The 25,940-nt window shown below is 74.3% G+C and carries 2 protein-coding genes; both read right to left on the bottom strand.

Going from position 1 to position 25,940, the window contains the following annotated elements:
- Nucleotides 1-71: 71 nt before the first annotated feature.
- Nucleotides 72-10,277, bottom strand: coding sequence for a type I polyketide synthase (locus tag MQV74_RS34295; RefSeq protein WP_278194279.1), 10,206 nt, complete (start codon nt 10,275-10,277; stop codon nt 72-74).
- Complete coding sequence (locus tag MQV74_RS34285; RefSeq protein WP_242726775.1) at nt 10,278-25,904, bottom strand: type I polyketide synthase; 15,627 nt, start codon at nt 25,902-25,904, stop codon at nt 10,278-10,280.
- Nucleotides 25,905-25,940: the final 36 nt, after the last annotated feature.

The raw sequence follows: 25,940 nt of genomic DNA, 5'->3' as shown, positions 1-25,940 counted from the left end.
TGTTGATAAAGGCCGCGCTGGTCGCGCTGGTCGTACGGTTCACTTCGGGTCTTTCGGATGCTGCGGGCACGTCAGGTGAGGCCGAGTTCGTCGTCGAGCGCGTCGAAGAGTTCCTCGTCCGAGACCGCGTCCAGGTCCAGGTCGTCCTCGTCTACGGGGCCGCCGGACCTGGCCGTCTGCCCCTGGGGGGCGCTCCAGCGCGACAGGAGGGTCTGGAGCCGGATGGTGATCTTCGACTGGGCGATGCTGTCCGCTTCCATCGCGAGGAGTGCCGACTCCAGGCGGTCCAGCTCGTCGAGCACGGACAGGCCGCCGCCGTCCGCCGCGTCGCCGAGCGGCAGCGCGGTGGCGAGGTGGGCCGCCAGGGCGGCCGGGGTCGGGTAGTCGAAGATCAGCGTGGCGGGCAGCCGGAGGCCGGTGGCCCCGTTCACGGCGTTGCGCAGCTCGACGGCGGTGAGCGAGTCGAAGCCGAGCTCCCGGAACGCGCGGTGGGCCTCCACGGCCGCCGCGGACTCGTAGCCGAGGACCGCGGCCACGTGGGTGCAGACCAGTTCGGTGAGCACCTTGTCGCGCCCGGCCGCGTCGAGCCCCGCGAGGCGGGCGATCAGGGGTGCCTGGCCCGCCGGTTCGGCCGTGGCCGCGCCGGCCGCGGCGCGCCGGGCCGGGGTGCGGACCAGGCCGCGCAGCAGCGCCGGTACGCCGTCGGCGTCCGTGTCCGCCGCGGCCCGCAGGGACGCCAGGTCCAGGCGGACGGGCACGAGTGCGGCGGGTGCGTCGGCCGCGCCGACCGCCGTGTCCAGGAGGGCCAGGCCCTCCTGGGTCGACAGCGGGGCGACGCCGCCGCGGGTCATGCGCTGGAGGTCGGCGTCGGCGAGGCCGCCGGTCATCGCGCTGTTCCGGGCCCACATGCCCCAGGCCAGTGAGGTCGCGGGGAGGCCCTGTGCCCGGCGGGAGGCCGCGAGGGCGTCGAGGAAGCTGTTGGCCGCGGCGTAGTTCGCCTGGCCCGCGCCGCCGAGGACTCCGGCGGCGGAGGAGAACAGGACGAAGGCCGACAGGTCGCGTCCCTCGGTGAGTTCGTGCAGGTTGAGCGCCGCGTTCACCTTGGCGCGCAGCACGGTGTCGAGGCGCTCCGGGGTGAGCGACGTGACGACGCCGTCGTCGAGGACGCCCGCCACGTGCACGACCGCCGTGAGGTCGGCGCCCTTGTCGTCAAGGAGTGCGGCCAGGGCGTCGCGGTCGGCCACGTCACAGGCGGCGACCGTCACCTCGGCGTCGAACCCGGCGAGCTCGTCGAGCAGTTCGGCCGCCCCTGCGGCCTCCGCGCCGCGGCGCGAGACGAGGAGCAGGTCGCGCACGCCGTGGTGCTCGGCCAGGTGCCGCACCACCTCGCGGCCCAGGCCGCCGAACGCGCCCGTGACGAGGACGGAGCCCGCGCCCCACGGCGCGTCGGCACCGCCGGTGGCCGGGACGCGGGACAGGCGCGGCACGAAGACCGCACCGTCGCGCACCGCGACCTCGGGCTCGCCGGACGCGAGCACGCTCGCGAGTACCGACTCGTCCAGGCCGGAGACGGAACCGGAACCGGAGCTGCTGCTGAAGCCTGCGCCGGTGTCGGTGTCGGTGTCCACGAGGACGAACCGGCCCGGGTGCTCCGAGCGGGCCGACCGCACCAGACCCCACACGGCCGCGCCCACCGGGTCCACCGCGCTGTCACCGGTGGCCACGGCACCGCACGTCACGACGACCAGCGGCAGCGCCGCGAACCGCTCGTCGGCCAGCAGGCCCTGCACCACGCCCAGCGCCTCGGCGAGGCGTGCCGACACGGCCTCCGGGCTCACCGCGCGCTCGGCACCACCGGCCCGCCACACCACGGCGTCCGGCAGTTCCTCGCTCGCGGCCAGCTCCTCGTACGCGGCCAGCGTGACATCGGCGGCGGAGGCCAGGGACTGCGGCCGCCACTCCACGTGGAACATCGAGTCGTCGGCCGCGCCGCCGCCGAGCCGGTCCACCGCGACCGGCCGGAAGACCAGCGAGTCGACCGTGGCGACCGGATCGCCGAGCCCGTCCGCGACGGCGAGGGACACGCCGTCGCCGCCCGCGGGGGCGAGCCGGACGCGCAGCGTGGACGCCCCGGTCGCGTGCAGCGAGACACCGCTCCAGGCGAACGGCAGCCGCGCCCCCTCGCCCTCGGCCCCCGTGTCCCGGAGCACGCCGAGGCCGAGCACGTGCAGGGCCGCGTCGAGGAGGGCCGGGTGCAGCCGGAAGGCCTGCGCGCTGTCGGCCTGCTCCTGCGGGAGCGCGACCTCGGCGAACACCTCGTCGCCGCGCCGCCAGGCGGCACGCAGCCCCTGGAACGCCTCCCCGTAGGAGAATCCCAGCTCCGTCAAGTGCTGGTAGAGGCCCTCGACATCGACCTCGGCGGCGTCGCGCGGCGGCCACTCGGCGAGCCGGAACTCCGGCTGCCGCAGCCCTCCGCCGGCGAGCACACCGGTGGCGTGCGCGGTCCAACCGCCGTCAGCCGCGTGCTCCTCGCGCTCCTCACGGGAGTGCAGGACGACCGCACGCCGCCCGTCGGCGTCCTCGGCGCCCACACTGACCTGGAGCTGTACGGCACCACGTTCCGGCAGCACCAGCGGGGCCGCCAGTGTCAGTTCCTCAAGGACGCCGCAGCCGACCTCGTCACCGGCCCGCACGGCCAGCTCCACGAACGCCGTACCGGGCAGCAACACCCGGCCCGCCACCGCGTGATCCGCCAGCCACGGATGCGTCGCCAGCGAAAGCCGCCCGGTGAAGAGGTGGCCGTCCGAGTCCGCCAGCGGTACCGCGGCGCCCAGGAGCGGGTGCCCGGCCGCGACGAGACCGGTCGCGGACACGTCGCCGCCACCCGCGCCGGTGGCCGCGCTCGGCCAGTAGCGCCGACGCTGGAAGGCGTACGTGGGCAGCTCGACCCGGCCGCGCGCCTCCGCGCCCCCGTACAGCGGGGCCCAGTCGACCTCGACACCACGTACGTGCAGCTGCGCCAGGGCCGTCAGGAACGTGCCGGGCTCCGAGCGGTCCTTACGGACGGCGGCGACCAGGCCCGTCTGGGCGGTGGGCTCGGTGAGCGTGTCGTGCGCCATCGCGGTGAGCACCGCGTCGGGGCCCAGCTCCAGGAAGGTCGAGACGCCCTGTCCTGCCAGCGCCTTCACACCGTCGTGGAAACGGACCGCCTCACGGACGTGCCGCACCCAGTACTCCGGGTCCCGCAGCTCGGCAGGATCCGCCAGCTCACCGGTGAGGTTGGAGACCACCGGCAGGACCAGCTCCTGATACGTCAACTGCTGCGCCACACGCCGGAAGTCATCCAGGACGGGCTCCATCAACGGCGAGTGGAAAGCGTGACTGACCTTCAGCCACTTCACCTTCCGGCCCTGGCCGCGCAGGGTCTGCTCCAGGCCTTCGAGAGCCGCCCGGTCACCGGACAGCACCAGCTGCGCCGGGCCATTGACGGCGGCCACACCCACACGCTCCGACAGAAGGGTCAGCACATCGGCTTCCGTGGCCTGCACCGCCAGCATGGCGCCGCCCTCCGGCAGGGCCTGCATCAACCGGCCACGCGCCGCGACCAATTGAGCCGCATCCTCCAGCGACCACAACCCAGCAACATACGCGGCAGCCAGCTCACCGATCGAGTGCCCGCCCACGATCTCCGGGCGTACGCCGAAGGACTCCGCCAAACGGAACAGGGCGACCTCGACAGCGAACAACGCGGGCTGCGCGTAACCGGTCTGCTCAAGGAGCTCGGCGTCCGCACCGAACATCACGCTCTGGAGCGAACGTTCTATCCACGGATCTATATGAGCACACACCTCGTCCAAGGCATCCGCGAACACCGGGAACGTCTCGTACAACTCACGGCCCATGCCCAGGCGCTGACTGCCCTGGCCGGTGAAGACCACGCCGAGGCGGCCCTCGACCACCGATCCGTACACCACGCCGGGGCCGCCGGACGCCAGTGCTTCGAGGCCGACGAGGAGTTCGTCGCTGCCGCGGCCCAGGACCACGGCCCGGTGTTCGAGCGCGGAGCGGCCCGAGAGCAGCGACCGGCCGACGGCGACCGGGTCCAGGCCGGTGTGCGTCACCACGTGCTCCCGCAGCCGGTCGGCCTGCGCCCGCAGGGCCTCCGCGCTGCGGCCGGACACCAGCCACGGCACCGCCGTCGTCACGGGCTCGGCGGGCCCGACCGGCTCCGCGGGCTCCGCCACCGGCGAGGCCTCCACGATGACGTGGGCGTTGGTGCCGCTCACGCCGAAGGAGGAGACGCCCGCGCGGCGCGGGCCGCCGTCGTGGCGAGCGGCCCACTCGCGCGTCTCGGCGAGGAGTTCGACGGCGCCCGCCGACCAGTCGACGTGCGTGCTCGGCCGGTCGACGTGCAGGGACTGCGGCAGGGCCCCCTCGCGCATCGCCATGACCATCTTGATGACACCGGCGACACCGGCGGCGGACTGGGTGTGGCCGATGTTGGACTTGATGGAGCCCAGCCACAGCGGCTGGCCCTCCGGCCGGTCCTGGCCGTAGGTGGCGAGCAGGGCCTGGGCCTCGATGGGGTCGCCGAGGGTGGTGCCCGTGCCGTGCGCCTCGACCGCGTCGACCTCCGTGGCCGCGAGGCCCGCGTTGGCCAGGGCGGCGCGGATGACGCGCTGCTGGGAGGGCCCGTTCGGGGCGGTCAGGCCGTTACTGGCGCCGTCCTGGTTGACGGCGGAGCCCCGGACGACGCCGAGGACCTCGTGGCCGTTGCGGCGCGCGTCCGAGAGCCGCTCAAGCAGGAGCAGGCCCACGCCCTCACCCCAGCCGGTGCCGTCCGCCGCCTCGGCGAACGGCTTGCAGCGGCCGTCGCCCGCGAGGCCGCGCTGGCGGCTGAACTCCAGGAAGGCGGCGGGGCTCACCATGACGGTGACGCCGCCCGCGAGGGCCATGTCGCACTCGCCCTGGCGCAGCGCCTGCGCCGCCAGGTGCAGGGCGACCAGCGAGGACGAGCAGGCCGTGTCGACCGTCACCGCCGGGCCTTCGAGCCCGAAGCTGTACGAGAGGCGGCCGGAGATGACGCTCGTCGCGTCACCCGTCATCAGGTAGCCCTCGACGCCCTCCGGGGCGTGGGCCAGGCCCGCCGACCAGCCCTGGGAGCAGGCGCCGACGAACACGCCGGTGCTGCTGCCGTGCAGGGCCGAGGGCGCGATGCCCGCGCGCTCGAACAGCTCCCAGGAGGTCTCCAGGAGGAGCCGCTGCTGCGGGTCCATGGCGAGGGCCTCGCGCGGCGAGATCCCGAAGAGACCGGCGTCGAACTCGGACACGTCGTAGAGGAAGCCGCCCTGCGCGGCGAAGCTCGTGTCGTCCGAGCCGCTCTGCTCCGGCTGGAAGAGCCCGTCGGGGTCCCAGCCGCGGTCGGTGGGGAAGACGGAGATCGCGTCGGTGCCCTCGGCGACGAGGCGCCACAGGGCCTCGGGGCTGGTGGCGCCGCCCGGGTAGCGGCAGCTCATGGAGACGATGGCGATCGGGTCGTCGTCGGCCTCGGCCGCGCGCCGGGCCACGACCGGAGCGGCCTCGGACTCCCCCACCAACTGCGTACGCAGGTGTCCCGCGAGGACGGCGGACGTCGGGTAGTCGAAGACGAGGGTCGTGGGCAGCTTCAGGCCGGTGGCCGTCGCGATGCGGTTGCGGACCTCGACGGCGGTCAGCGAGTCGAAGCCCAGCTCGCGGAAGGCCCGGCCGGGTTCGACGGCTTCCGGGCCCGCGTAGCCGAGCACGGCCGCGGCGTGGCCGCGTACCAGGTCGAGGAGCCGACGCTCCTGCTCGCGCTCCGCGAGGCCCGCGAGCCGCTCGGCCCACTCCGAGCCCGCGCCCTTGGCGCCGGCCGGGGCGGCCGTCTCGGGCTCGGCGAGCGCGCGCCGCACCTCCGGCAGGTCCCCGATGAACGGGCTGGGCCGCACCGACGTGAACGAGGGCGCGAACCGCTCCCAGTCCACGTCCGCGACGGCCAGGAACGTCTCGCCGTGCGCCACGGCCTGGGCCAGCGCCGCCACCGCGCGCTCCGGCGCCATCGCCGTCACGCCCCGGCGCCGCAGATGCTCCTCGGCCTGCTCCTCGGCGGCCATGCCGCTGCCGCCCCAGGCGCCCCAGGCGACGGAGGTGGCGGGCAGGCCCCGGGCCCTGCGGGCCTCGGCGAGCGCGTCGAGGTAGGCGTTGGCGGCCGCGTAGGCACCCTGCCCGCCGCCGCCCCACACGCCGGAGTTCGACGAGAAGAGCACGAACGCGTCGAGGCCTTCGGAGTCGAGCAGCTCGTCGAGGTGCGCGGCGCCCGCCGTCTTCGCGCCGAACACCTCGGCGATGTCGGCGGCGGACATGTCCGCGAGGGGGTACGAGGGGCTGACACCGGCGGCGTGGAAGACGGAGCGGATGGTGTGGCCCTCGGCGGCCAATTCGTCGAGGAGGCGTACGACGGCCTCCCGGTCGGCCACGTCACAAGCGGCGACGGTGACCTCGGCACCCAACTCCTCAAGTTTTGCCTGGAGTTCGGAAGCACCGGGCGCGTCCGGGCCGCGGCGGCTGGTGAGCACCAGGTGCTCGACGCCCGCACGGGCCAGCCAGCGCGCCACATGCCCGCCGATCGCACCCGTACCGCCGGTGATCAGGGCCGTCCCGCGCGGCGCCCATTCCACCGCCGGGCCGTCGAGCGGCGCGTGCGCGAAGCGGCGCACGAACACGCCCGTGTCCCGCACAGCGAGCTGGTCCTCGTCGCCGAGCCCCGTGAGGATCGACGTGAACCGAGACGCGCCGCGCGCGTCGTACGCCGACGGCAGGTCGATCAGACCGCCCCAGCGGACCGGGTGTTCCAGGGCCACGACCCGGCCGAGGCCCCACAGCTGGGCCTGCGCCGGGCTCTCCGCCCGGTCGTTGCGGCCGGTCGACACCGCGCCCCGGGTGACCGCCCACAGCGGGGCGTCGACGCCCGCGTCGCCGAGGGCCTGCACCAGGGCCACCGTCCCGGCCAGGGCGGCGGGCACGCCCGCGTGCTCCGCGTGCGCCGACTCCTCGAAGCCGAGCAGCGACACCACACCGGCGAAGCCCGCACCGGCGAACTCCCGCAGCCGGAAGGCCAGCGCCTCACGCGTCAACTCCTGTGCGGCGAGGCGCAGTTCCTCTGCTTCCGCACCGGCTTGCGTCAGCGCGTCGACGACGCCGGGCGTCCAGGGGTGGTCCCCCGCGCTCTCCGGTACGACGACCAGCCAGCGGCCCTCGAGCGCGGGCACGGGCAGGCCGCCCGCCTGCGGCTTCCAGGTCACACGGTAGCGCCAGCTGTCGATCGTCGACCGCTCGCGCCGCTGCCGCCGCCAGGACGCGAGGCCCGGGAGGACCACGCTCAGCGACGTCTCGTCGACGTCCACGAGGGTGGACGTCAGCTGCTCCAGGTCCTCGCGCTCCACTGCCTCCCAGAACCGCGACTCGACCTCGTCCACGTCCCGCGCGGCGTCACCGTCCGCGTCCTGGTCCGGGGCGAGCATCCAGTAGTGGTCACGCTGGAAGGGGTAGGTGGGCAGGTCCACGACGGTGCGCTCGCCGGGGAGGAGGGCCTGCCAGTCGAGTTCGGCGCCGTGGGCGTGGGCTTCGGCGAGCGAGGCCGCGAGGCGGTCGGCGCCGCCCTCGTCACGCCGGAGCGAGCCGAGGGTGGCGGCCGGGCTGTCGGTCGCGTCGATGGTGGCCTGCACCGGGACGGTGAGCACCGGGTGGGGGCTCATCTCCAGGAACAGACCGTGCCCCTCGGCCAGCAGGCCACGGGTGGCGTGCTCGAACAGGACGGTCTGGCGCAGGTTGCGATACCAGTAACCCGCGTCCATGAGAGTGTCGTCGGACAGCCAGGCGCCGGTCAGCGTGGAGTACAGCGGGACCTCAGCGGCCTGCGGGCTGACACCCTCCAGCGCCTGGCCGATCTGGGCCTCGATCTCCTCCACGTACGAGGAGTGCGACGCGTAGTCCACCGGGATCGTACGAGCGCGGACGTCCTGCCCCGTGCACTGCGCGACCAGCTCCTCAAGGGCCTCCGGCTCGCCAGAGACCACCACCTGAGCCGGGCCATTGACGGCCGCGACCTCGATCCGGCCCTCCCAGCCCTCGATCAGCCCGCGGACCTCGGCCTCGGGCAACGGCACCGACACCATGCCGCCCTTACCCGACAACTCACGAATCGCAAGGCTCCGCAGAGCCACCACCCGGGCCGCATCCCGCAGCGAGAGCACGCCCGCCACACACGCGGCCGCGATCTCACCCTGACTGTGACCGACCACAGCGGCAGGCTTCACCCCGGCCGCCTGCCACACGGCAGCCAGCGACACCATCACCGCGAACAACACCGGCTGGACCACATCGACCTGGTCGAAACGGTCGCCACCCAACTCCTCCAGCAGATCCCAGGCCACGAACTCCGACAGAGCATCCGCGCACTCCCGCATCCGCTCCGCGAACACCGGCGACCCGTCGAGCAGTTCGCGAGCCATCCCGGCCCACTGCGAACCCTGACCCGGAAACACGAACACCGGACGAACCGTCCCGCCCAGCGCGCGGCCCGTCAGGGCGCCACCACCGTCGGCAAGGCGTTCAAGCCCGGCGAGGAGGTCGCCCCGGTCGTGCCCGAGGACGACGCCCCGGTGCTCGAACCGGGAGCGGGCCACCGCCAGGGACCAGGCCACGTCGGCCGGTTCGAGGCCGGTGTCGGCGAGCAGGTGCTCGCGCAGCCGGGCCGCCTGGGCGCGCACGGCCTCCGGGGTGCGGCCCGAGAGGGCCAGCGGGATCACGCCGGGCACCACGGAGGGCGCGGCGTCCTGGCCGTCGTCGGCGGTCTCGGGCTCCTCGAGCTCCCGTACCTGCTCCACGATGACGTGGGCGTTGGTGCCGCTCACGCCGAAGGAGGAGACGCCCGCGCGCCGGGGGCCGCCGCCGTCCCGCTCGGCCCACGCGCGGGCCTCGGTCAGCAGCTCGACGGTCCCCGCCGACCAGTCCACCTGCGGGGTCGGCTCGTTGACGTGCAGGGTCTGCGGCATGACGCCTTCACGCATCGCCATGACCATCTTGATGACACCGGCGACACCGGCCGCAGCCTGCGTGTGGCCGATGTTGGACTTCAGCGAACCCAGCCACAGCGGGCGGTCCGCCGAGTGCTCCTTGCCGTACGTCGCGATGACGGCTTGGGCCTCGATCGGGTCGCCGAGGGTGGTGCCGGTGCCGTGGGCCTCGACGGCGTCGACTTCCCCCGGCTTCAGGCCCGCGCTGGCCAGGGCGTCGCGGATGACGCGCTGCTGCGAGGGGCCGTTGGGGGCGGTCAGGCCGCTGCTCGCGCCGTCCTGGTTGACGGCGGAGCCACGGACGACCGCGAGGACCTTGTGGCCGTTGCGGCGCGCGTCGGACAGGCGCTCCAGGAGGAGCAGGCCCGCGCCCTCGCCCCAGCCGGTGCCGTCCGCCGAGGCGGCGAAGGACTTGCAGCGGCCGTCGGTCGACAGGCCGCGCTGGCGGCTGAAGTCGATGAAGGTGCCCGCCGTGGGCATCACGGTCACGCCGCCCGCGAGGGCGAGGGAGCACTCGCCCTGGCGCAGCGCCTGCGCGGCCAGGTGCAGGGCGACCAGGGAGGACGAGCAGGCCGTGTCGACGGTGACGGCGGGACCTTCGAGGCCGAGGGTGTAGGCGACGCGGCCGGAGACGACGGAGCCCGCGTTGCCGGTGCCGATGTAGCCCTCGACGCCTTCCGGCAGGGCGTGCAGACGGGTCGCGTAGTCGTAGTACATGACGCCCGCGAAGACGCCGGTGCGGCTGCGGCGCAGCGAGACCGGGTCGATGCCCGCCCGCTCGATCGCCTCCCACGCCGTCTCCAGGAGGAGCCGCTGCTGCGGGTCCATCGCCAGGGCCTCGCGCGGGGAGACGCCGAAGAACGAGGCGTCGAACTGGGGGGCGTCGTAGAGGAAGCCGCCCTCCGCGGTGTAGCTGGTGCCCTGCTTGTCGGGGTCCGCGTCGAACAGGTCGTCCGTGTCCCAGCCGCGGTCGGTGGGGAACGCGGAGATCGCGTCGGTGCCGTCGGCGACGAGCCGCCACAGGTCCTCGGGCGTGTTCACGCCGCCGGGGTAGCGGCAGCTCATGCCGACGATCGCGATGGGCTCCTGGCGGGCGTCCTCCAGTTCCCGCACCCGGCGGCGGGCGTCGCGCAGGTCGGTCGTCGCCCGCTTCAGGTAGTCGAGGTACTTCTCCTCGTTCGCCATTTACAGCGCCTCCTCGAAGCGGTCGGGCCGGTCTGTGTCCGAGCCGGTGTCTGAGCTGGTGTTCGGGTGTGTCTCTGCGGGGGTGTGGAGCTCGTTGTCGAGCAGGTCGAAGAGTTCGTCGGCGGTCGCGCCTTCGATGTCCTCGAGCTCCTGCCGCTGCTCCGTGGCCGGGGCGGCGGTGTCGCGTGTGGTGTCCCAGGCGGTGAGCAGCGACCGGAGGCGGCCCGCGACGCGGTCGCGTTCGGTGCCGTCCGTGCCGCCGCCGACGGCCTTGAGGACGCTCTCCAGACGGTCGAGCTCCGTGTCCAGGTCCCCGGGGGCGACCGGGACGGCGTCGGCGGTGCCGACGGTCGTGGGCAGTTCCTCCGACAGGTGCTCGGCCAGCGCGGCCGGGTTCGGGTAGTCGAAGATCAGCGTGCTGGGCAGCCGCAGCTCGGTCTCGGCGTTGAGGCGGTTGCGCAGCTCCACGGCTGTCAGGGAGTCGAAGCCGAGCTCCAGGAAGCCCCGGCTCAGCTCGACGGCGTTCGGCGACGCGTAGCCGAGCACTCCCGCCACGTGCGTACGGACGAGGTCGAGCAGGATCCGGTCGCGCTCGGCGCCGGAGCGGCCCGCCAGGCGTGCCGCCAGGGAGTCCGTACGGTCGGCGGGCGCAGCCGCCGCGCCGGTGTCCGCGCCGCGGGCGCGGCGCACGGCGGGCCGGACCAGGCCCCGGAAGAGCGCGGACAGCGTCTCCTGCGGCTGGGTGCGCAGCGCGGCGGTGTCGATGCGGATCGGGACGAGCGCCGGGTGCTCGCTCGCCGGGGCGAGGTCGAGCAGGGCCAGGGCCTCGTCCGTGTCGAGCGCGAGGACTCCGCCGCGCGCCATGCGCTGGAGGTCGGCGTCGGCCAGGTTGCCCGTCATGGCGCTGTCCTGGGCCCACAGGCCCCAGGCCAGGGCGGTCGCCGGGAGCCCCTGGGCGCGGCGGGTGGCCGCGAGGGCGTCGAGGAAGCTGTTGGCCGCCGCGTAGTTGGCCTGCCCCGGCCCGCCGAAGACGCCGGACGCCGAGGAGAACAGGACGAACGCCGACAGGTCGAGCCCCGCGGTCAGCTCGTGCAGGTTCAGGGCGGCGTCCGCCTTCGGCCGCAGCACCGACCGCACGCGCTCCGGGGTGAGGGACGTGACCACGCCGTCGTCCAGGACGCCTGCCACGTGGACGACCGCCGAGAGGTCCGCGCCGTGCTCGTCGAGGAGCGCGGCGACGGCGTCCCGGTCGGCCATGTCGCAGGCGGCGACCGTCACCTGGGTGCCGAGTGCCTGGAGTTCGTCGCGCAGGGCGGCGGCTCCGGTGGCCTCCAGGCCGCGCCGCGAGACGAGCAGCAGGTCGCGGACGCCGTGGCGCTCGGCCAGATGCCGTGCCACGACCCGCCCCAGGCCGCCGAACGCGCCCGTCACCAGGACGGAGCCCTGGCCCCACGGGACGCCGTCGGTGGCCGGGGGCGCGATGCGGGAGAGCCTCGGGACCCAGAGCGAGTCGCCCCGGACCGCTGCTTCCGGCTCGCCCGACGCCAGGACGGCGCCGAGCACGGACGCGTCGATCCCCGCGCCGCTTCCCCCCTCAGTGTCGGTGTCCACGAGGACGAAGCGGCCCGGGTGCTCCGAGCGGGCCGAACGCACCAGGCCCCACACGGCGGCGCCCACCGGATCCGGCACCGCCGCACCGGCCGCCACCGCGCCGCGCGTCACGACGACGAGGGGCGAGGCCGCCGACCGCTCGTCTGCCAGCCAGTCCTGTACGACTCCCAGCGCCTCGGCGAGGCGCGCCGACACGGCCTCGGGCCACAGCTCGCCGCTGGAGGCACCGGACGCACCGGACGCACCGGGCTGCCACACCACGGCCGCCGACTCCTCACCACCGGCGTCCGGCTCCTCGTACGAGGTGAACGCCACCGGCTCGGCCGCCGTCAGGGCCTGCGGCTTCCACTCGACGTGGAAGACGGAGTCTGCGTGCGGGTTCTGGCCGCTCATCCGCTCGATGAGGTCCTTCGACATGGGCCGGAAGACCAGCGCGTCGACCGAGGCGACCGGTGTGCCCGTGGAGTCCGCGACGTCCAGGGAGACGCCGTCCGTGCCGTTCGGCGCGAGCCGGACGCGGACCGCGGCGGCACCGGTGGCGTGCACGGTGACGCCGGTCCAGGTGAAGGGCAGCCCGCCGGCGGCCGGTTCCGTGCCGGACTCCGCCGGTGCCGTCGCACCGGCGGCCCGGGCGTGCAGGGCGGCGTCGAGGATCGCCGGGTGCAGGCCGAAGGAACCGGCCTGCGTGTGCTCGTCCTCCTCCAGCGCGACCTCGGCGAACACCTCGTCGCCGCGCCGCCAGGCGGCACGCAGCCCCTGGAACACCGGCCCGTAGTCGTAACCTGCCGTGGACAGTTCCTCGTAGAGGCCGTCTACCGCGATCGCCTCCGCGTCGCGCGGCGGCCAGGACGTCAGGTCGTCGGACGCGGCGGGCGCGTCCGCGGCGGACTCGGTCAGGGTGCCGGTGGCGTTCTTGGTCCAGGCGTCGGCCGACAGGCCTTCGGCGCCGTCGCCCGGCTCCGGCCGCGAGTGCAGGCTGAGGGCCCTGCGCCCGGTGCTGTCGGGCGCCTCGACGCGCAGCTGCACCTGGATGCTGCCGCGCTCGGGCAGCACCAGAGGCGCGCCGAGCGTCAGCTCGTCGAGTACGCCGTGGCCGATCTGGCCGCCCGCGTACGTGGCCAGCTCCACGAAGGCCGTGCCCGGCAGCAGGACGCGTCCGGCCACCGCGTGGTCGGCCAGCCACGGCTGGGCGGCCAGGGACAGACGCCCGGTGAAGAGGTAGCCGTCCGAGTCCGCCAGCGGCATCCCGGCGCCCAGCAGCGGGTGCCCCGCCGACACGAGCCCGGCGGACTCGACGTCGGCCGCGCCCGCGCTCTGCCGGAGCCAGTAACTCCGGTGCTGGAAGGCGTAGGTGGGCAGCTCGACCCGGCGCCGCGTCTCGACCGGGGCGTACAGCGGTGCCCAGTCGACGGCGATGCCGCGTACGTGCAGCTGGGCGAGGGCCGTGAGGAACGCGTCGGCCTCGGGGCGGTCCTTGCGAACGGCCGCGACCAGGCCCGCCTGCGCGGCGGACTCGGTGAGCGTGTCGTGCGCCATCGCGGTGAGCACCGCGTCGGGGCCCAACTCAAGGAGGGTCGAAACACCCTGCCCTGCCAGTGCCTTCACACCGCCGTGGAAGCGGACCGCCTCACGAATATGACGGACCCAGTACCCCGGGTCCTTCAGCTCGGCAGGATCCGCCAGCTCACCGGTGAGGTTGGAAACCACCAGCAACGTCGGGTCCTGGTACGTCAGCTTGGCCGCGACCTTACGGAAATCGTCCAGCGCCGGGTCCATCAACGGCGAGTGGAAGGCATGCGAGACCTTCAGCCACTTCACCTTCCGGCCCTCACCGCGCAGGGTCTGCTCCACGCCTTCGAGAGCCGCGCGGTCACCGGACAGCACCAGCTGGGACGGGCCGTTGACGGCGGCCACGCCCACACGCTCCGACAGGAGCGGCAGCACATCCGCTTCCGTGGCCTGCACCGCCAGCATCGCCCCGCCCTCGGGCAGGGCCTGCATCAACCGACCGCGGGCGGTGACCAGTTGAGCCGCGTCCTCCAGGGACCACAGCCCGGCCACGTACGCGGCGGCAAGCTCACCGATCGAGTGCCCGCCCACGATCTCCGGACGGACGCCGAAGGACTCCGCCAAACGGAACAGGGCAACCTCGACAGCGAACAGGGCGGGCTGCGCGTAACCGGTCTGCTCCAGCAGGTCCGCGTCCGCACCGAACATCACGCTCTGGAGCGAACGTTCTATCCACGGATCTATATGAGCACACACCTCGTCCAACGCATCCGCAAACACCGGGAACGTCTCGTACAGCTCACGGCCCATCCCGATGCGCTGACTGCCCTGGCCGGTGAAGAGCACGCCAAGGCGGCCCTCGACCACCGAGCCGGACACCACGCCCGGGTCGCCGGAGACCAGCGAGTCGAGGCCGGTCAGGAACTCGTCCCGGTCCCGGCCGAAGAGCACCGCCCGGTGCTCGTGGACGGCACGGCCCGACAGGAGCGACCACCCGACGTCGACCGCGTCGAGGCCACGGTCACCGACGACGTGTTCGCGCAGCCGCTCGGCCTGCGCCCGCAGCGCCTCCGCGCTGCGCGCCGACACCAGCCACGGCACGGCCGTGACCGGCGCGACCGGCACGACGGCCTCCGTCGACTCCTCGACCGGCGCCTGCTCCACGATCACGTGCGCGTTGGTGCCGCTGACACCGAAGGAGGAGACTCCCGCGCGGCGCGGCGCGTCCTCACGCTCGACCCACTCCCGGGCCTCCGTGAGGAGTTCGACGGCACCTTCCGACCAGTCCACGTGCGTGCTGGGCCGGTCCACGTGCAGCGTCTGCGGCAGGAGGCCCTCGCGCATGGCGAGGATCATCTTGATGACACCGGCGACACCGGCGGCGGACTGGGTGTGACCGATGTTGGACTTCACCGAACCCAGCCACAGCGGCCGCTCGGCCGGGCGCTCCTGACCGTAGGTGGCGAGCAGCGCCTGCGCCTCGATCGGGTCGCCCAGCGTCGTGCCCGTGCCGTGGGCCTCGACCGCGTCGACATCGGCGGCCGCGAGGCCCGCGTTGGCGAGGGCGGCACGGATGACGCGCTGCTGGGACGGGCCGTTGGGGGCGGTGAGGCCGTTGCTCGCGCCGTCCTGGTTGACGGCGGAGCCGCGGAGGACCGCGAGGACCGTGTGGCCCTTGCGGCGGGCGTCCGACAGGCGCTCAAGGAGGAGCAGGCCGACGCCTTCGCCCCAGCCGGTGCCGTCCGCCGCCTCCGCGAACGCCTTGCAGCGGCCGTCGGCGGCCAGGCCGCGCTGGCGGCTGAACTCGATGAAGGCACCGGGGTTGGACATGACGGTCACGCCACCGGCGAGCGCGAGGTCGCACTCGCCCTGGCGCAGCGCCTGTGCCGCCAGGTGCATGGCGACCAGCGAGGACGAGCAGGCCGTGTCGACGGTCACCGCCGGGCCCTCAAGGCCGAACGAGTAGGCCAGGCGGCCGGAGATGACGCTCGTCGCGCCGCCCGCCAGGAGATAGCCCTCGACGCCTTCGGGGGTCTCGCGCAGGCCGGAGCCGTAGCCCTGCGAGGAGGCGCCGACGAACACGCCCGCCTGGCTGCCGTGCAGGGTCGCCGGGTCGATGCCCGCCCGCTCGAACAGCTCCCAGGAGGTCTCCAGGAGGAGCCGCTGCTGCGGGTCCATCGCCAGGGCCTCGCGCGGCGAGATCCCGAAGAAGACGGGGTCGAACTGGTCGGCGTCGTAGAGGAATCCGCCCTGCCGGGCATAGCTGGTGCCGCGGTTCGCGGGGTCGGCGTCGTAGAGAGCGTCGAGGTCCCAGCCGCGGCCGCCGGGGAAGTCGGACATCGCGTCCGCGCCCTCGGCGAGCAGGTGCCACAGGGCCTCGGGGCTGGTGACCCCGCCCGGGTAGCGGCAGCTCATGGAGACGACGGCGATCGGGTCGTCGTCGACGTCCGCCGCGCGCCCGGCCGCGACCGGGGTGGTCCCGGACTCCCCGACGAGCTGCGTACGCAGGTGTCCCGCGAGGACGGCGGACGTCGGGTAGTCGAAGACGACGGTCGTGGGCAGCTTCAGGCCGGTGGCCGCGGCGAGCCGGTTGCGGACCTCGACCGCCGTCAGGGAGTCGAAGCCCAGTTCGCGGAAGGCGCGCGTCGGCTCGACCGCCTCGGCGCCCGCGTAGCCGAGCACGGCGGCTGCCTGCCCGCGCACCAGGTCGAGGAGTTGCCGCTCCTGCTCCGCCGCCGCGAGCCCGGCGAGCCGCTCGGCCCACTCGGAGCCCGGGGCGCCCTGCTTGCCCGTGCCGGACCGGGCCTCGTCGGGCTCGGCGAGCGCGCGGCGCACCTCCGGCAGGTCGCCGATGAGGGCGCTGGGCCGCACCGACGTGAACGAGGGCGCGAACCGCTCCCAGTCCATGTCGGCCACGGCCACGAACGTCTCGTCGTGCGCGACGGCCCCGGCGAGTGCGGCGATCGCCCGGTCCGGCGCCATCGCCGCGAGGCCGCGGCGGCGCAGGTGCTCGGTGCCCTCGTCCCCGGCCATGCCGCCGCCGGCCCACAGGCCCCAGGCGACGGAGGTGGCGGGCAGACCCCGGGCCCGGCGAGCCTCGGCGAGCGCGTCGAGGTAGGCGTTGGCGGCCGCGTAGGCACCCTGCCCGCCGCCGCCCCACACGCCGGAGTTCGACGAGAAGAGCACGAACGCATCGAGGCCTTCGGAGTCGAGCAGCGCGTCCAGGTGCGCGGCACCCGCCGTCTTCGCGCCGAACACCTCGGCGATGTCGGCGGCGGACATGTTGTCCAGCGGCTGTGTCTGCCCGACACCCGCCGTGTGGAAGACGGACCGCAGGGTGTGGCCCTCGGCGGCCAGCTCGTCGAGGAGGCGTACGACGGCCTCCCGGTCGGCCACGTCACAAGCGGCGACGGTGACCTCGGCACCCAACTCCTCCAACTCCGCCTGGAGTTCGGAAGCACCGGGCGCGTCGAGACCACGGCGGCTGGTGAGCACCAGGTGCTCGACGCCCGCACGGGCCAGCCAGCGCGCCACATGCCCGCCGATCGCACCCGTACCGCCGGTGATCAGCGCGGTGCCGCGCGGGGTCCACGGCGTGACCTGCTCGGCGGGCTCGGCCCGCACGAGGCGGCGCACGGCGATGCCGGAGCCGCGCACGGCGAGCTGGTCCTCGTCCTCGATCCCCGCGAGGGCGGCCGTGAAGCGCGCGCCCGCCCGGGTGTCGTACGTCTGCGGCAGATCGACGAGACCGCCCCAGCGCTCCGGGTACTCAAGGGCCACGACCCGGCCGAGGCCCCACAGCTGCGCCTGCGCCGGGCTTTCGATGCGGTCGCTGCGGCCGGTGGACACCGCGCCCCGGGTCACCGCCCAGAGCCGCGCCGCGATCCCGGCGTCGCCGAGGGCCTGCACCAGGGCCACCGTCCCGGCCAGACCGGCGGGCACGCCCGCGTGCTCCGCGTGCGCCGACTCCTCGAAGCCGAGCAGCGACACCACACCGGCGAACTCCGCACCGGCGAACTCCCGCAGCCGGAAGACCAGCGCCTCACGCGTCAACTCCGCGTCCATGAGACGCAGTTCCACCGCGTGCGCGCCAGCCCGTGCCAGGGCGTCGCTGACGCCCGCCGCCCACGGGTGGTCCGCCGCGCTCTCCGGCAGGACGACCAGCCACCGCCCGGAGAGGGCGGACGTCGACAGGGCGCTGTTCGCCAGCGGCTTCCAGGTCACGGCGTAGCGCCAGGCGTCGATCTCGGACCGCTCGCGCCGCTGCCGCCGCCAGGAGGAGAGCAGCGGGAGGACGGCGCCGAGTTCGGCGGCGGAGCCGTCCGCCACCTCCAGCTCGGCGGCGAGCTGCTCCAGGTCCTCGCGCTCGACGGCCTCCCAGAACCGGGACTCCACCTCGTCCACGGCGAGCGGTTCGGCGTCGTCCGCGTCCGCGAACTCGGGCCAGTAGTGCTGCCGCTGGAAGGCGTACGTGGGCAGGTCGGCGACGATACGCGTGCCGGGGAGGAGGGCCTTCCAGTCGAGTTCGGCGCCGTGGGCGTGGGCTTCGGCGAGCGAGGCCGCGAGGCGGTCGGCGCCGCCCTCGTCACGCCGGAGGGAACCGAGAGTGGCGGCGGGGCTGTCGGTCGCGTCGATGGTGGCCTGCACCGGGACGGTGAGCACCGGGTGCGGGCTCATCTCCAGGAACAGACCGTGCCCCTCGGCCAGCAGGCCACGGGTGGCGTGCTCGAACAGGACGGTCTGGCGCAGGTTGCGATACCAGTAACCCGCGTCCATGGGAACGTCCAGCCACGCACCGGTGAGCGTGGAGTACAGCGGGACCTGAGCCTCCTGCGGAGCCACCTCCGCCAGCGTCTCCAGGATCTGGGCCTCGATCTGCTCCACGTACGAGGAGTGCGACGCGTAGTCCACCGGGATCGTACGAGCACGGACGTCCTGGCCGACGCACTGCGCGACCAGCTCCTCCAAAGCCTCCGGCTCACCGGACACCACCACCTGGGCGGGGCCGTTGACGGCGGCGACCGAGACGCGGTCACCCCACGCCGTAAGGAGCTCCCGCACCTCCGCCTCGGGCAACGGCACCGACACCATGCCGCCCTTGCCCGACAGCTCACGAATCGCCAGGCTCCGCAGCGCGACGACGCGAGCCGCATCCCGCAGCGAGAGCGCGCCCGCCACACACGCGGCCGCGATCTCACCCTGACTGTGACCCACCACAGCGGCGGGCTTCACCCCGGCCGCCTGCCACACCGCAGCCAGCGACACCATCACCGCGAACAACACCGGCTGGACCACATCGACCTGGTCGAACCGGTCGCCACCCAACTCCTCAAGAAGGTTCCAGTCAGTGAACTCGGCCAGCGCGTCCGCGCATTCACGCATGCGCTCCGCGAACACCGGCGACTCGTCGAGGAGTTCGCGGGCCATCCCGGCCCACTGCGAACCTTGACCCGGGAAGACGAACACCGGACGGACCGTCCCGCCCAGTACGCGGCCCGTGACCGCGCCCTGAGCGGCGCCCTCGCCCTCGGCGAGGCGCTCAAGCCCGGCGAGGAGTTCCTCGCGGTCGCGGCCGAGGGCGACGCCCCGGTGCTCGAACCGCGAACGGGCCGAGGCGAGCGTCCAGGCCAGGTCGCCGAGGACCGGCTCGGTGTCCGCGAGGAGGTGGGCGCGCAGCTGGGCCGCCTGGGCCCGCAGCGCCTCGGGCGTCTTCGCGGAGAGGGCGAGGGGCACCACGGACGTCAGCGGCGCGGCGCCTCCGGTCGCCTCGTCCTGGCGGACCGGCTCGTCGGCCGTCGGTGCCTGCTCCACGATGACGTGGGCGTTGGTGCCGCTCACGCCGAAGGAGGAGACACCCGCGCGGCGCGGGCCGCCACCGTCCCGCTCGGCCCACTCCCGGGCCTCGGTCAGCAACTCGACGGCGCCCTCGGACCAGTCCACCTGCGGGGTCGGCTCGTCCACGTGCAGGGTCTGCGGGAGCACTCCGTTCCGCATCGCCATGACCATCTTGATGACACCGGCGACACCGGCCGCGGCCTGGGTGTGGCCGATGTTCGACTTCAGCGAGCCCAGCCACAGCGGACGCTCGGCCGGACGCTCCTTGCCGTACGTCGCGATGAGGGCCTGCGCCTCGATCGGGTCGCCCAGCGTCGTGCCCGTGCCGTGCGCCTCGACCGCGTCCACGTCGTCCGTGGAGAGCCCGGCGCTGGCGAGGGCGGCGCGGATCACGCGCTGCTGGGAGGGCCCGTTCGGGGCGGTGAGGCCGTTGCTGGCGCCGTCCTGGTTGACGGCGGAGCCACGGACGACGGCGAGGACCCGGTGGCCCTTGCGGCGCGCGTCGGACAGGCGCTCCAGGAGCAGCAGGCCGACGCCCTCGCCCCAGCCGGTGCCGTCGGCGGCGGCCGCGAAGGACTTGCAGCGGCCGTCGGCGGCGAGCCCGCGCTGGCGGCTGAACTCGATGAACGTACCGGGGGTCGACATGACGGCGACGCCGCCCGCGAGGGCCATGTCGCACTCGCCCTGGCGCAGCGCCTGCGCCGCCAGGTGCAGGGCGACCAGGGACGACGAGCAGGCCGTGTCGACGGTGACCGCGGGGCCTTCGAGGCCGAAGGTGTACGAGATGCGGCCGGAGGCGACGCTCGCGGCGCTGCCGTTGCCGACGTAGCCCTCCAGGTCGTCGAGGCCGCCGGGGGCGCTCAGGAGGTGGGTGGCGTAGTCGTTGTACATGACGCCGACGAACACGCCGGTCGCGCTGCCGCGCGCCGTCGCCGGGTCGATGCCCGCGCGCTCGAACGCCTCCCAGGTGGTCTCCAGGAGGAGCCGCTGCTGGGGGTCGATGGACAGGCCCTCGCGCGGCGAGATGCCGAAGAAGGCCGGGTCGAAGTCGGCGGCGTCGTAGAGGAAGCCGCCCTCGCGCGTGTAGAAGGAACCGGCGCTGTCCGGGTCGGGGTCGTAGAGCGCGTCGACGTCCCAGCCGCGGTCGCCGGGCAGGTCGCCGATGGCGTCGACGCCGTCGGCGGCCAGGCGCCAGAGGTCCTCGGGTGTGGTGACGCCGCCCGGGTAGCGGCAGCTCATGGAGACGATCACGATGGGGTCGTCGTCCTCGGGGGCCGCGCCCGCCGTCGTCAGGGCCGTGCCCCGCGGCCGGGCCGCCGCGTCCGTGCCCAGGAGCTCTTCGAGGATGTGGCGGGCGAGGACGGTGGCGGCCGGATAGTCGAAGGCGAGCGTCGCGGGCAGGCGCAGGCCCGTCGCGGCGGTGAGGCGGTTGCGCAGTTCGACGGCGGTGAGCGAGTCGAAGCCGACTTCGCGGAAGGCCCGGTCGGGCGCGATGGCGTCGGCGGACGGGTAGCCGAGGACGGCGGCGGCGTGGCCGCGCACCAGCGTGAGGACCTCCTCCTCGCGGTCCGCCTCCGGCAGGGCCGCGACGTGCTGGGCGAGGGCGGATCCCTCCTGCTGCCCGGCTCCGGCCGCGGTGCGCCGCTGGGGCGCGCGGACCAGGGTGCGCAGCAGCGGCGGCACGCCGTCGGACGCAGCCCGGGCGCGCAGGCCCGCGAGGTCCAGGCGGACCGGCACGGTCAGCGGGTGGTCCGCGGCGTGGGCGGCGTCGAAGAGTGCGAGGCCCTCGGCGCTGGTGAGGGGGGCCGCTCCGGCGCGCGTCCTGCGGTCGAGTTCGCCCTCGCCCAGGTGGGCGGTCATCTCGCTGGCCTGGGCCCACAGGCCCCAGGCGAGGGAGGTCGCGGGCAGGCCCTGGGCCCTGCGGTGGTGGGCCAGGGCGTCGAGGAAGGCGTTGGCGGCCGCGTAGTTGGCCTGGCCGGGGGTGCCGAAGACACCGGCGGCCGAGGAGAACAGGACGAAGGCGGAGAGGTTCAGGCCCGCCGTCAGCTCGTGCAGGTGCAGCGCCGCGTCGGCCTTCGGCCGCAGGACGGTGTCCAGGCGTTCGGGCGTCAGGGCGGTGACCACGCCGTCGTCCAGGGCACCGGCCACGTGCACGACCGCCGAGAGCCCGGCGCCGGTCTCGTCCAGGAGGGCGGCGAGCGCGGCCCGGTCGGCCGTGTCGCAGGCGGCGAGCCGCACGCGGGCGCCCGACTCCTCCAGTTCCGCGCGGAGTGCGGCGGCACCGGGAGCGGCCTCGCCCCGGCGCGAGACGAGGAGCAGGTCCCGTACGCTGTGCCGGGTCACGAGGTGACGGGCCACCAGGCCGCCCAGGGTGCCCGTGCCGCCGGTGATCAGGACGGTGCCGTCACCCCACGAGGCCTCTCCGGCCTCGGTGGTCTCCGGGAGCGGTACGCGGGTCAGGCGCGGGGCGCGCAGCGCGCCCTCGCGGAGCGCGAGTTCGGGCTCGTCGGTGGCGAGCGCGGCGGCCACCAGGGCGTCGTCGGACCCGGCGGGGTCGAGGTCGAGCAGGACGAAGCGGTCCGGGTGCTCGGACTGCGCCGAACGCAGCAGGCCCCAGACGGCGGCGGCCACGGGGTCCGGCGCGCCGGTGCCGGCCGCGACGGCGCCGCGCGTCACCACGGCGAGGCGGGACGCCTCGAACCGCTCGTCACCGAGCCAGCCCTGTACGGCGCCGAGCGCGCGCTCCACCAGGGGCCGAACGGCGTCGAGTTCGACCGTGCCACGGGTCCCCTCGGCGGACGGAGTCCCCGGGAACAGCGGCAGGAGCACGGTCGCGGGCAGGTCGGCGCCCTCGTCGAGCGCGGCGGTGAGGGCGTCCAGGTCGGCGTACGTCCGCCGCGCGGAGAGCGACGCGACGGAGGCGTCGCCGCCCAGGACCGCCACGGAGGCCAACTGCTCGTCCGTCGTCGCCGGGGTGTCGACGGGCGTCCACTCCACCTGGAAGAGCGCGTCGAGGCGGGGCCCGCCGGTCAGCTGCTCCTCGGACAGGGCGCGCAGCGCGAGGGACCCGACGGAGACCACGGGCTGCCCGGTGGCGTCGGCGGCCAGCACGGCCACGGTGTCGGTGCCCGCCGAGGTCACGCGCACCCGCAGGGTGGTCGCGCCGGTGGCGTGCAGGGTGACGCCCGACCAGACGAAGGGCAGGTGCGCCCGGTCGGTCCGCTCGATGAAGTCACCGAGGCCGATCGCGTGCAGCGCGGCGTCGAAGAGCGCCGGGTGCAGGCCGAAGGCCTCCGTGTCGGCGTGCGCCTCCTGCGGGAGTTCGATCTCCGCGTAGACGTCGTCGCCCCTGCGCCAGGCGGCGCGCAGGCCCTGGAAGAGCGGGCCGTAGCCGTGGCCGTTGGCCGTGAGGCGCTCGTACAGGTCGGACACGTCGAGGCGCTCGGCCCGCGCGGGCGGCCACGCGGACAGCTCTCCGGCCTCCGCGGACGGCTCCGCGGGGGCGGCGGGCAGCAGGCTGCCGGTGAAGTGCCGCGTCCAGGGGGTGTCGTCGGCGTCGTCCTGCGGGCGCGCGAACAGGCTGAGCTCGCGCCGTCCGGAGCCGTCGGGGCCGCCGACGGAGACCTGGAGCTGGACGGCGCCCTGCTCGGGAACGACGAGGGGGGCTTCCAGGGTCAGCTCTTCGAGGTGGCCGCAGCCGACTTCGTCGCCCGCGCGCAGGGCGAGTTCGACGTACGCCGTGCCGGGCAGCAGGATCGCGCCGTCCACCGCGTGGTCCACGAGCCAGGGGTGGGTCTGCGTCGAGAGCCGACCCGTGAAGAGGTGCCCCTCCGCGCCCGCGAGCGACACGGCAGCCCCGAGCAGCGGGTGCCCGGCGGCACGCAGCCCCGCGAACACCACGTCACCGGCGCCCGCCGGGGCGGCCTTGGGCCAGTAGCGCTCGCGCTGGAAGGCGTACGTGGGCAGGTCGACGGTCACGCGCGTGCCGGGGAGGAGGGACTTCCAGTCCAGCTCGGCGCCGTACGCGTGGGCTTCGGCGAGCGAGGCGACGAGGCGGTCGGCCCCGCCCTCGTCACGCCGGAGCGAGCCGAGGGTGGCGGCCTGGCTGTCGGTCGCGTCGATGGTCGCCTGCACCGGGACGGTGAGCACCGGGTGGGGGCTCATCTCCAGGAACAGACCGTGACCCTCGGCGAGCAGGCCACGGGTGGCGTGCTCGAAGAGAACGGTCTGGCGCAGGTTGCGATACCAGTAGCCGCCGTCCATGGGAACGTCCAGCCACGCACCGGTGAGCGTGGAGTACAGCGGGACCTGAGCCTCCTGCGGGCTCACACCCTCAAGCGTCTCCAGGATCTGGGCCTCGATCTCCTCCACGTACGAGGAGTGCGACGCGTAGTCCACCGGAATCGTACGAGCGCGGACGTCCTGGCCGACGCACTGCGCGACCAGCTCCTCCAAAGCCTCCGGCTCGCCAGAGACCACCACCTGGGCGGGCCCGTTGACGGCCGCGACCTCGATCCGGCCCTCCCAACCCTCGATCAGCTCACGGACCTCGGCCTCGGGCAACGGCACCGACACCATGCCGCCCTTACCGGACAGCTCACGAATCGCAAGGCTCCGCAGAGCCACCACCCGGGCGGCATCCCGCAGCGAGAGCGCGCCCGCCACGCACGCGGCGGCGATCTCGCCCTGGCTGTGACCGACGACGGCGGCGGGCTTCACCCCGGCCGCCTGCCACACCGCAGCCAGCGACACCATCACGGCGAACAGAACGGGCTGGACCACGTCGACGCGGTCGAAGTTCTCGCCGCTCAACTCCTCAAGGAGGTCCCAGTCCACGAACTCACCGAGCACGTCCGCGCATTCACGCATCCGCTCCGCGAACACCGGGCTGGACTCCAGCAGCTCCACGGCCATCCCGGCCCACTGCGAACCCTGACCCGGGAACACGAACACCGCACGACCCGCACCGCTCACCGCACGGCCCGTGACCACACCGCCCGCCGTGGCATCACCCTCGGCAAGGCGCTCAAGAGCCGCGAGGAGGCCCTCGCGGTCGCGGCCGAGGACGACGCCCCGGTGCTCGAACCGGGCGCGGGCCACGGCGAGCGTCCAGGCCAGGTCGTCGGTGCCGGGCTCGGGGTGGGAGAGGAGATGGGCGTGCAGTCGGCCCGCCTGGGCGTGCAGCGCCTCGGGGGTCTTCGCGGAGAGGGCGAGGGGCACGGCGCCCGGGATCACGGGCGTCGCGGAGGCCTCTTCGGCCGTCGGCTCCTCGGCGGGCGGCGCCTGCTCCACGATGACGTGGGCGTTGGTGCCGCTGACGCCGAAGGACGAGATGCCCGCGCGGCGCGGGCCGCCGTCCTCGCGCTCGGCCCACTCCCGGGCCTCCGTGAGGAGTTCGACGGCGCCCGCCGTCCAGTTGACCTCGGGCGAGGGCTCGTCCACGTGCAGGGTCTGCGGCAGGACGCCGTGGCGCATGGCCAGGACCATCTTCATGAGGCCCGCGACGCCTGCGGCGGCCTGGGTGTGGCCGATGTTGGACTTGATGGACCCCAGCCACAGGGGCTGTCCGCCCTCGGGCCGCTCCTGGCCGTACGTGGCGAGGAGGGCCTGCGCCTCGATCGGGTCGCCCAGCGTGGTGCCGGTGCCGTGGGCCTCGACGGCGTCGACGTCGGCGGCCGTGAGGCGGGCGTTGGCGAGGGCCTGCATGATGACGCGCTGCTGGGAGGGCCCGTTGGGGGCGGTCAGGCCGTTGCTCGCGCCGTCCTGGTTGACGGCGGAGCCACGGACGACCGCGAGGACGGGGCGGCCCGCGCGGCGCGCGTCGGAGAGGCGCTCGACGAGGAGCATGCCGACGCCCTCGCCCCAGCCGGTGCCGTCGGCGGCGGCCGCGAACGCCTTGCAGCGGCCGTCGGCGGCCAGGCCCTGCTGGCGGCTGAACTCGGTGAACACACCGGGCGTGGAGATGACGGTGACGCCTGCCACGAGGGCCATGCCGCACTCGCCCTGCCGCAGCGCCTGCACGGCGAGGTGCAGGGCGACCAGGGACGAGGAGCAGGCCGTGTCGACGGTGAGAGCGGGGCCTTCGAGGCCGAGGGTGTACGCGATGCGGCCGGACTCGACGGCGGCCGCGTTGCCGGTGCTCACATAGCCTTCGACGTCCTCCTCGGCTTCGAAGAGGAGCGGGGCGTAGTCCTGGCCGTTGGTGCCGACGAACACGCCGGTGCGGCTGCCGCGGACGGTCGCGGGGTCGATGCCCGCGCGCTCGAACGCCTCCCACGCAGTCTCCAGGAGGAGCCGCTGCTGCGGGTCCATCGCCAGGGCCTCGCGCGGGGATATGCCGAAGAATGCCGCGTCGAATTCGGCGACCCGGTCCAGGAATCCGCCGTGGGCCGTGGAGCTGGTGCCCTGCTTTCCGGCTCCATCCGGGTCGTAGAGCGACTCCAGGTCCCAGTTGCGGTCGGTGGGCAGCCCCGAAATGGCGTCGCGCCCCTCGGCGAGCAGTCGCCACAGATCTTCCGGGCCGCCCACACCGCCGGGGAAGCGGCAGCTCATCGCGGTTATCGCGATGGGCTCCTGCGCAGCGGCCTCGACGTCCTTCAGACGTTGCTGCGTCTGATGCAGGTCCGCCGAAACCCACTTGAGATAGTCGCGCAGCGTCTCTTCATTCGCCATCAAATGTCACCTGTTCAGGACGTGTGCCGCACCTGC

The organism is Streptomyces sp. AN091965 (assembly GCF_022698285.1).
GTDB lineage: Bacteria > Actinomycetota > Actinomycetes > Streptomycetales > Streptomycetaceae > Streptomyces.
Note: the sequence above shows the minus strand (reverse complement) of the source record. Positions and strands in the feature narration are given on the sequence as shown.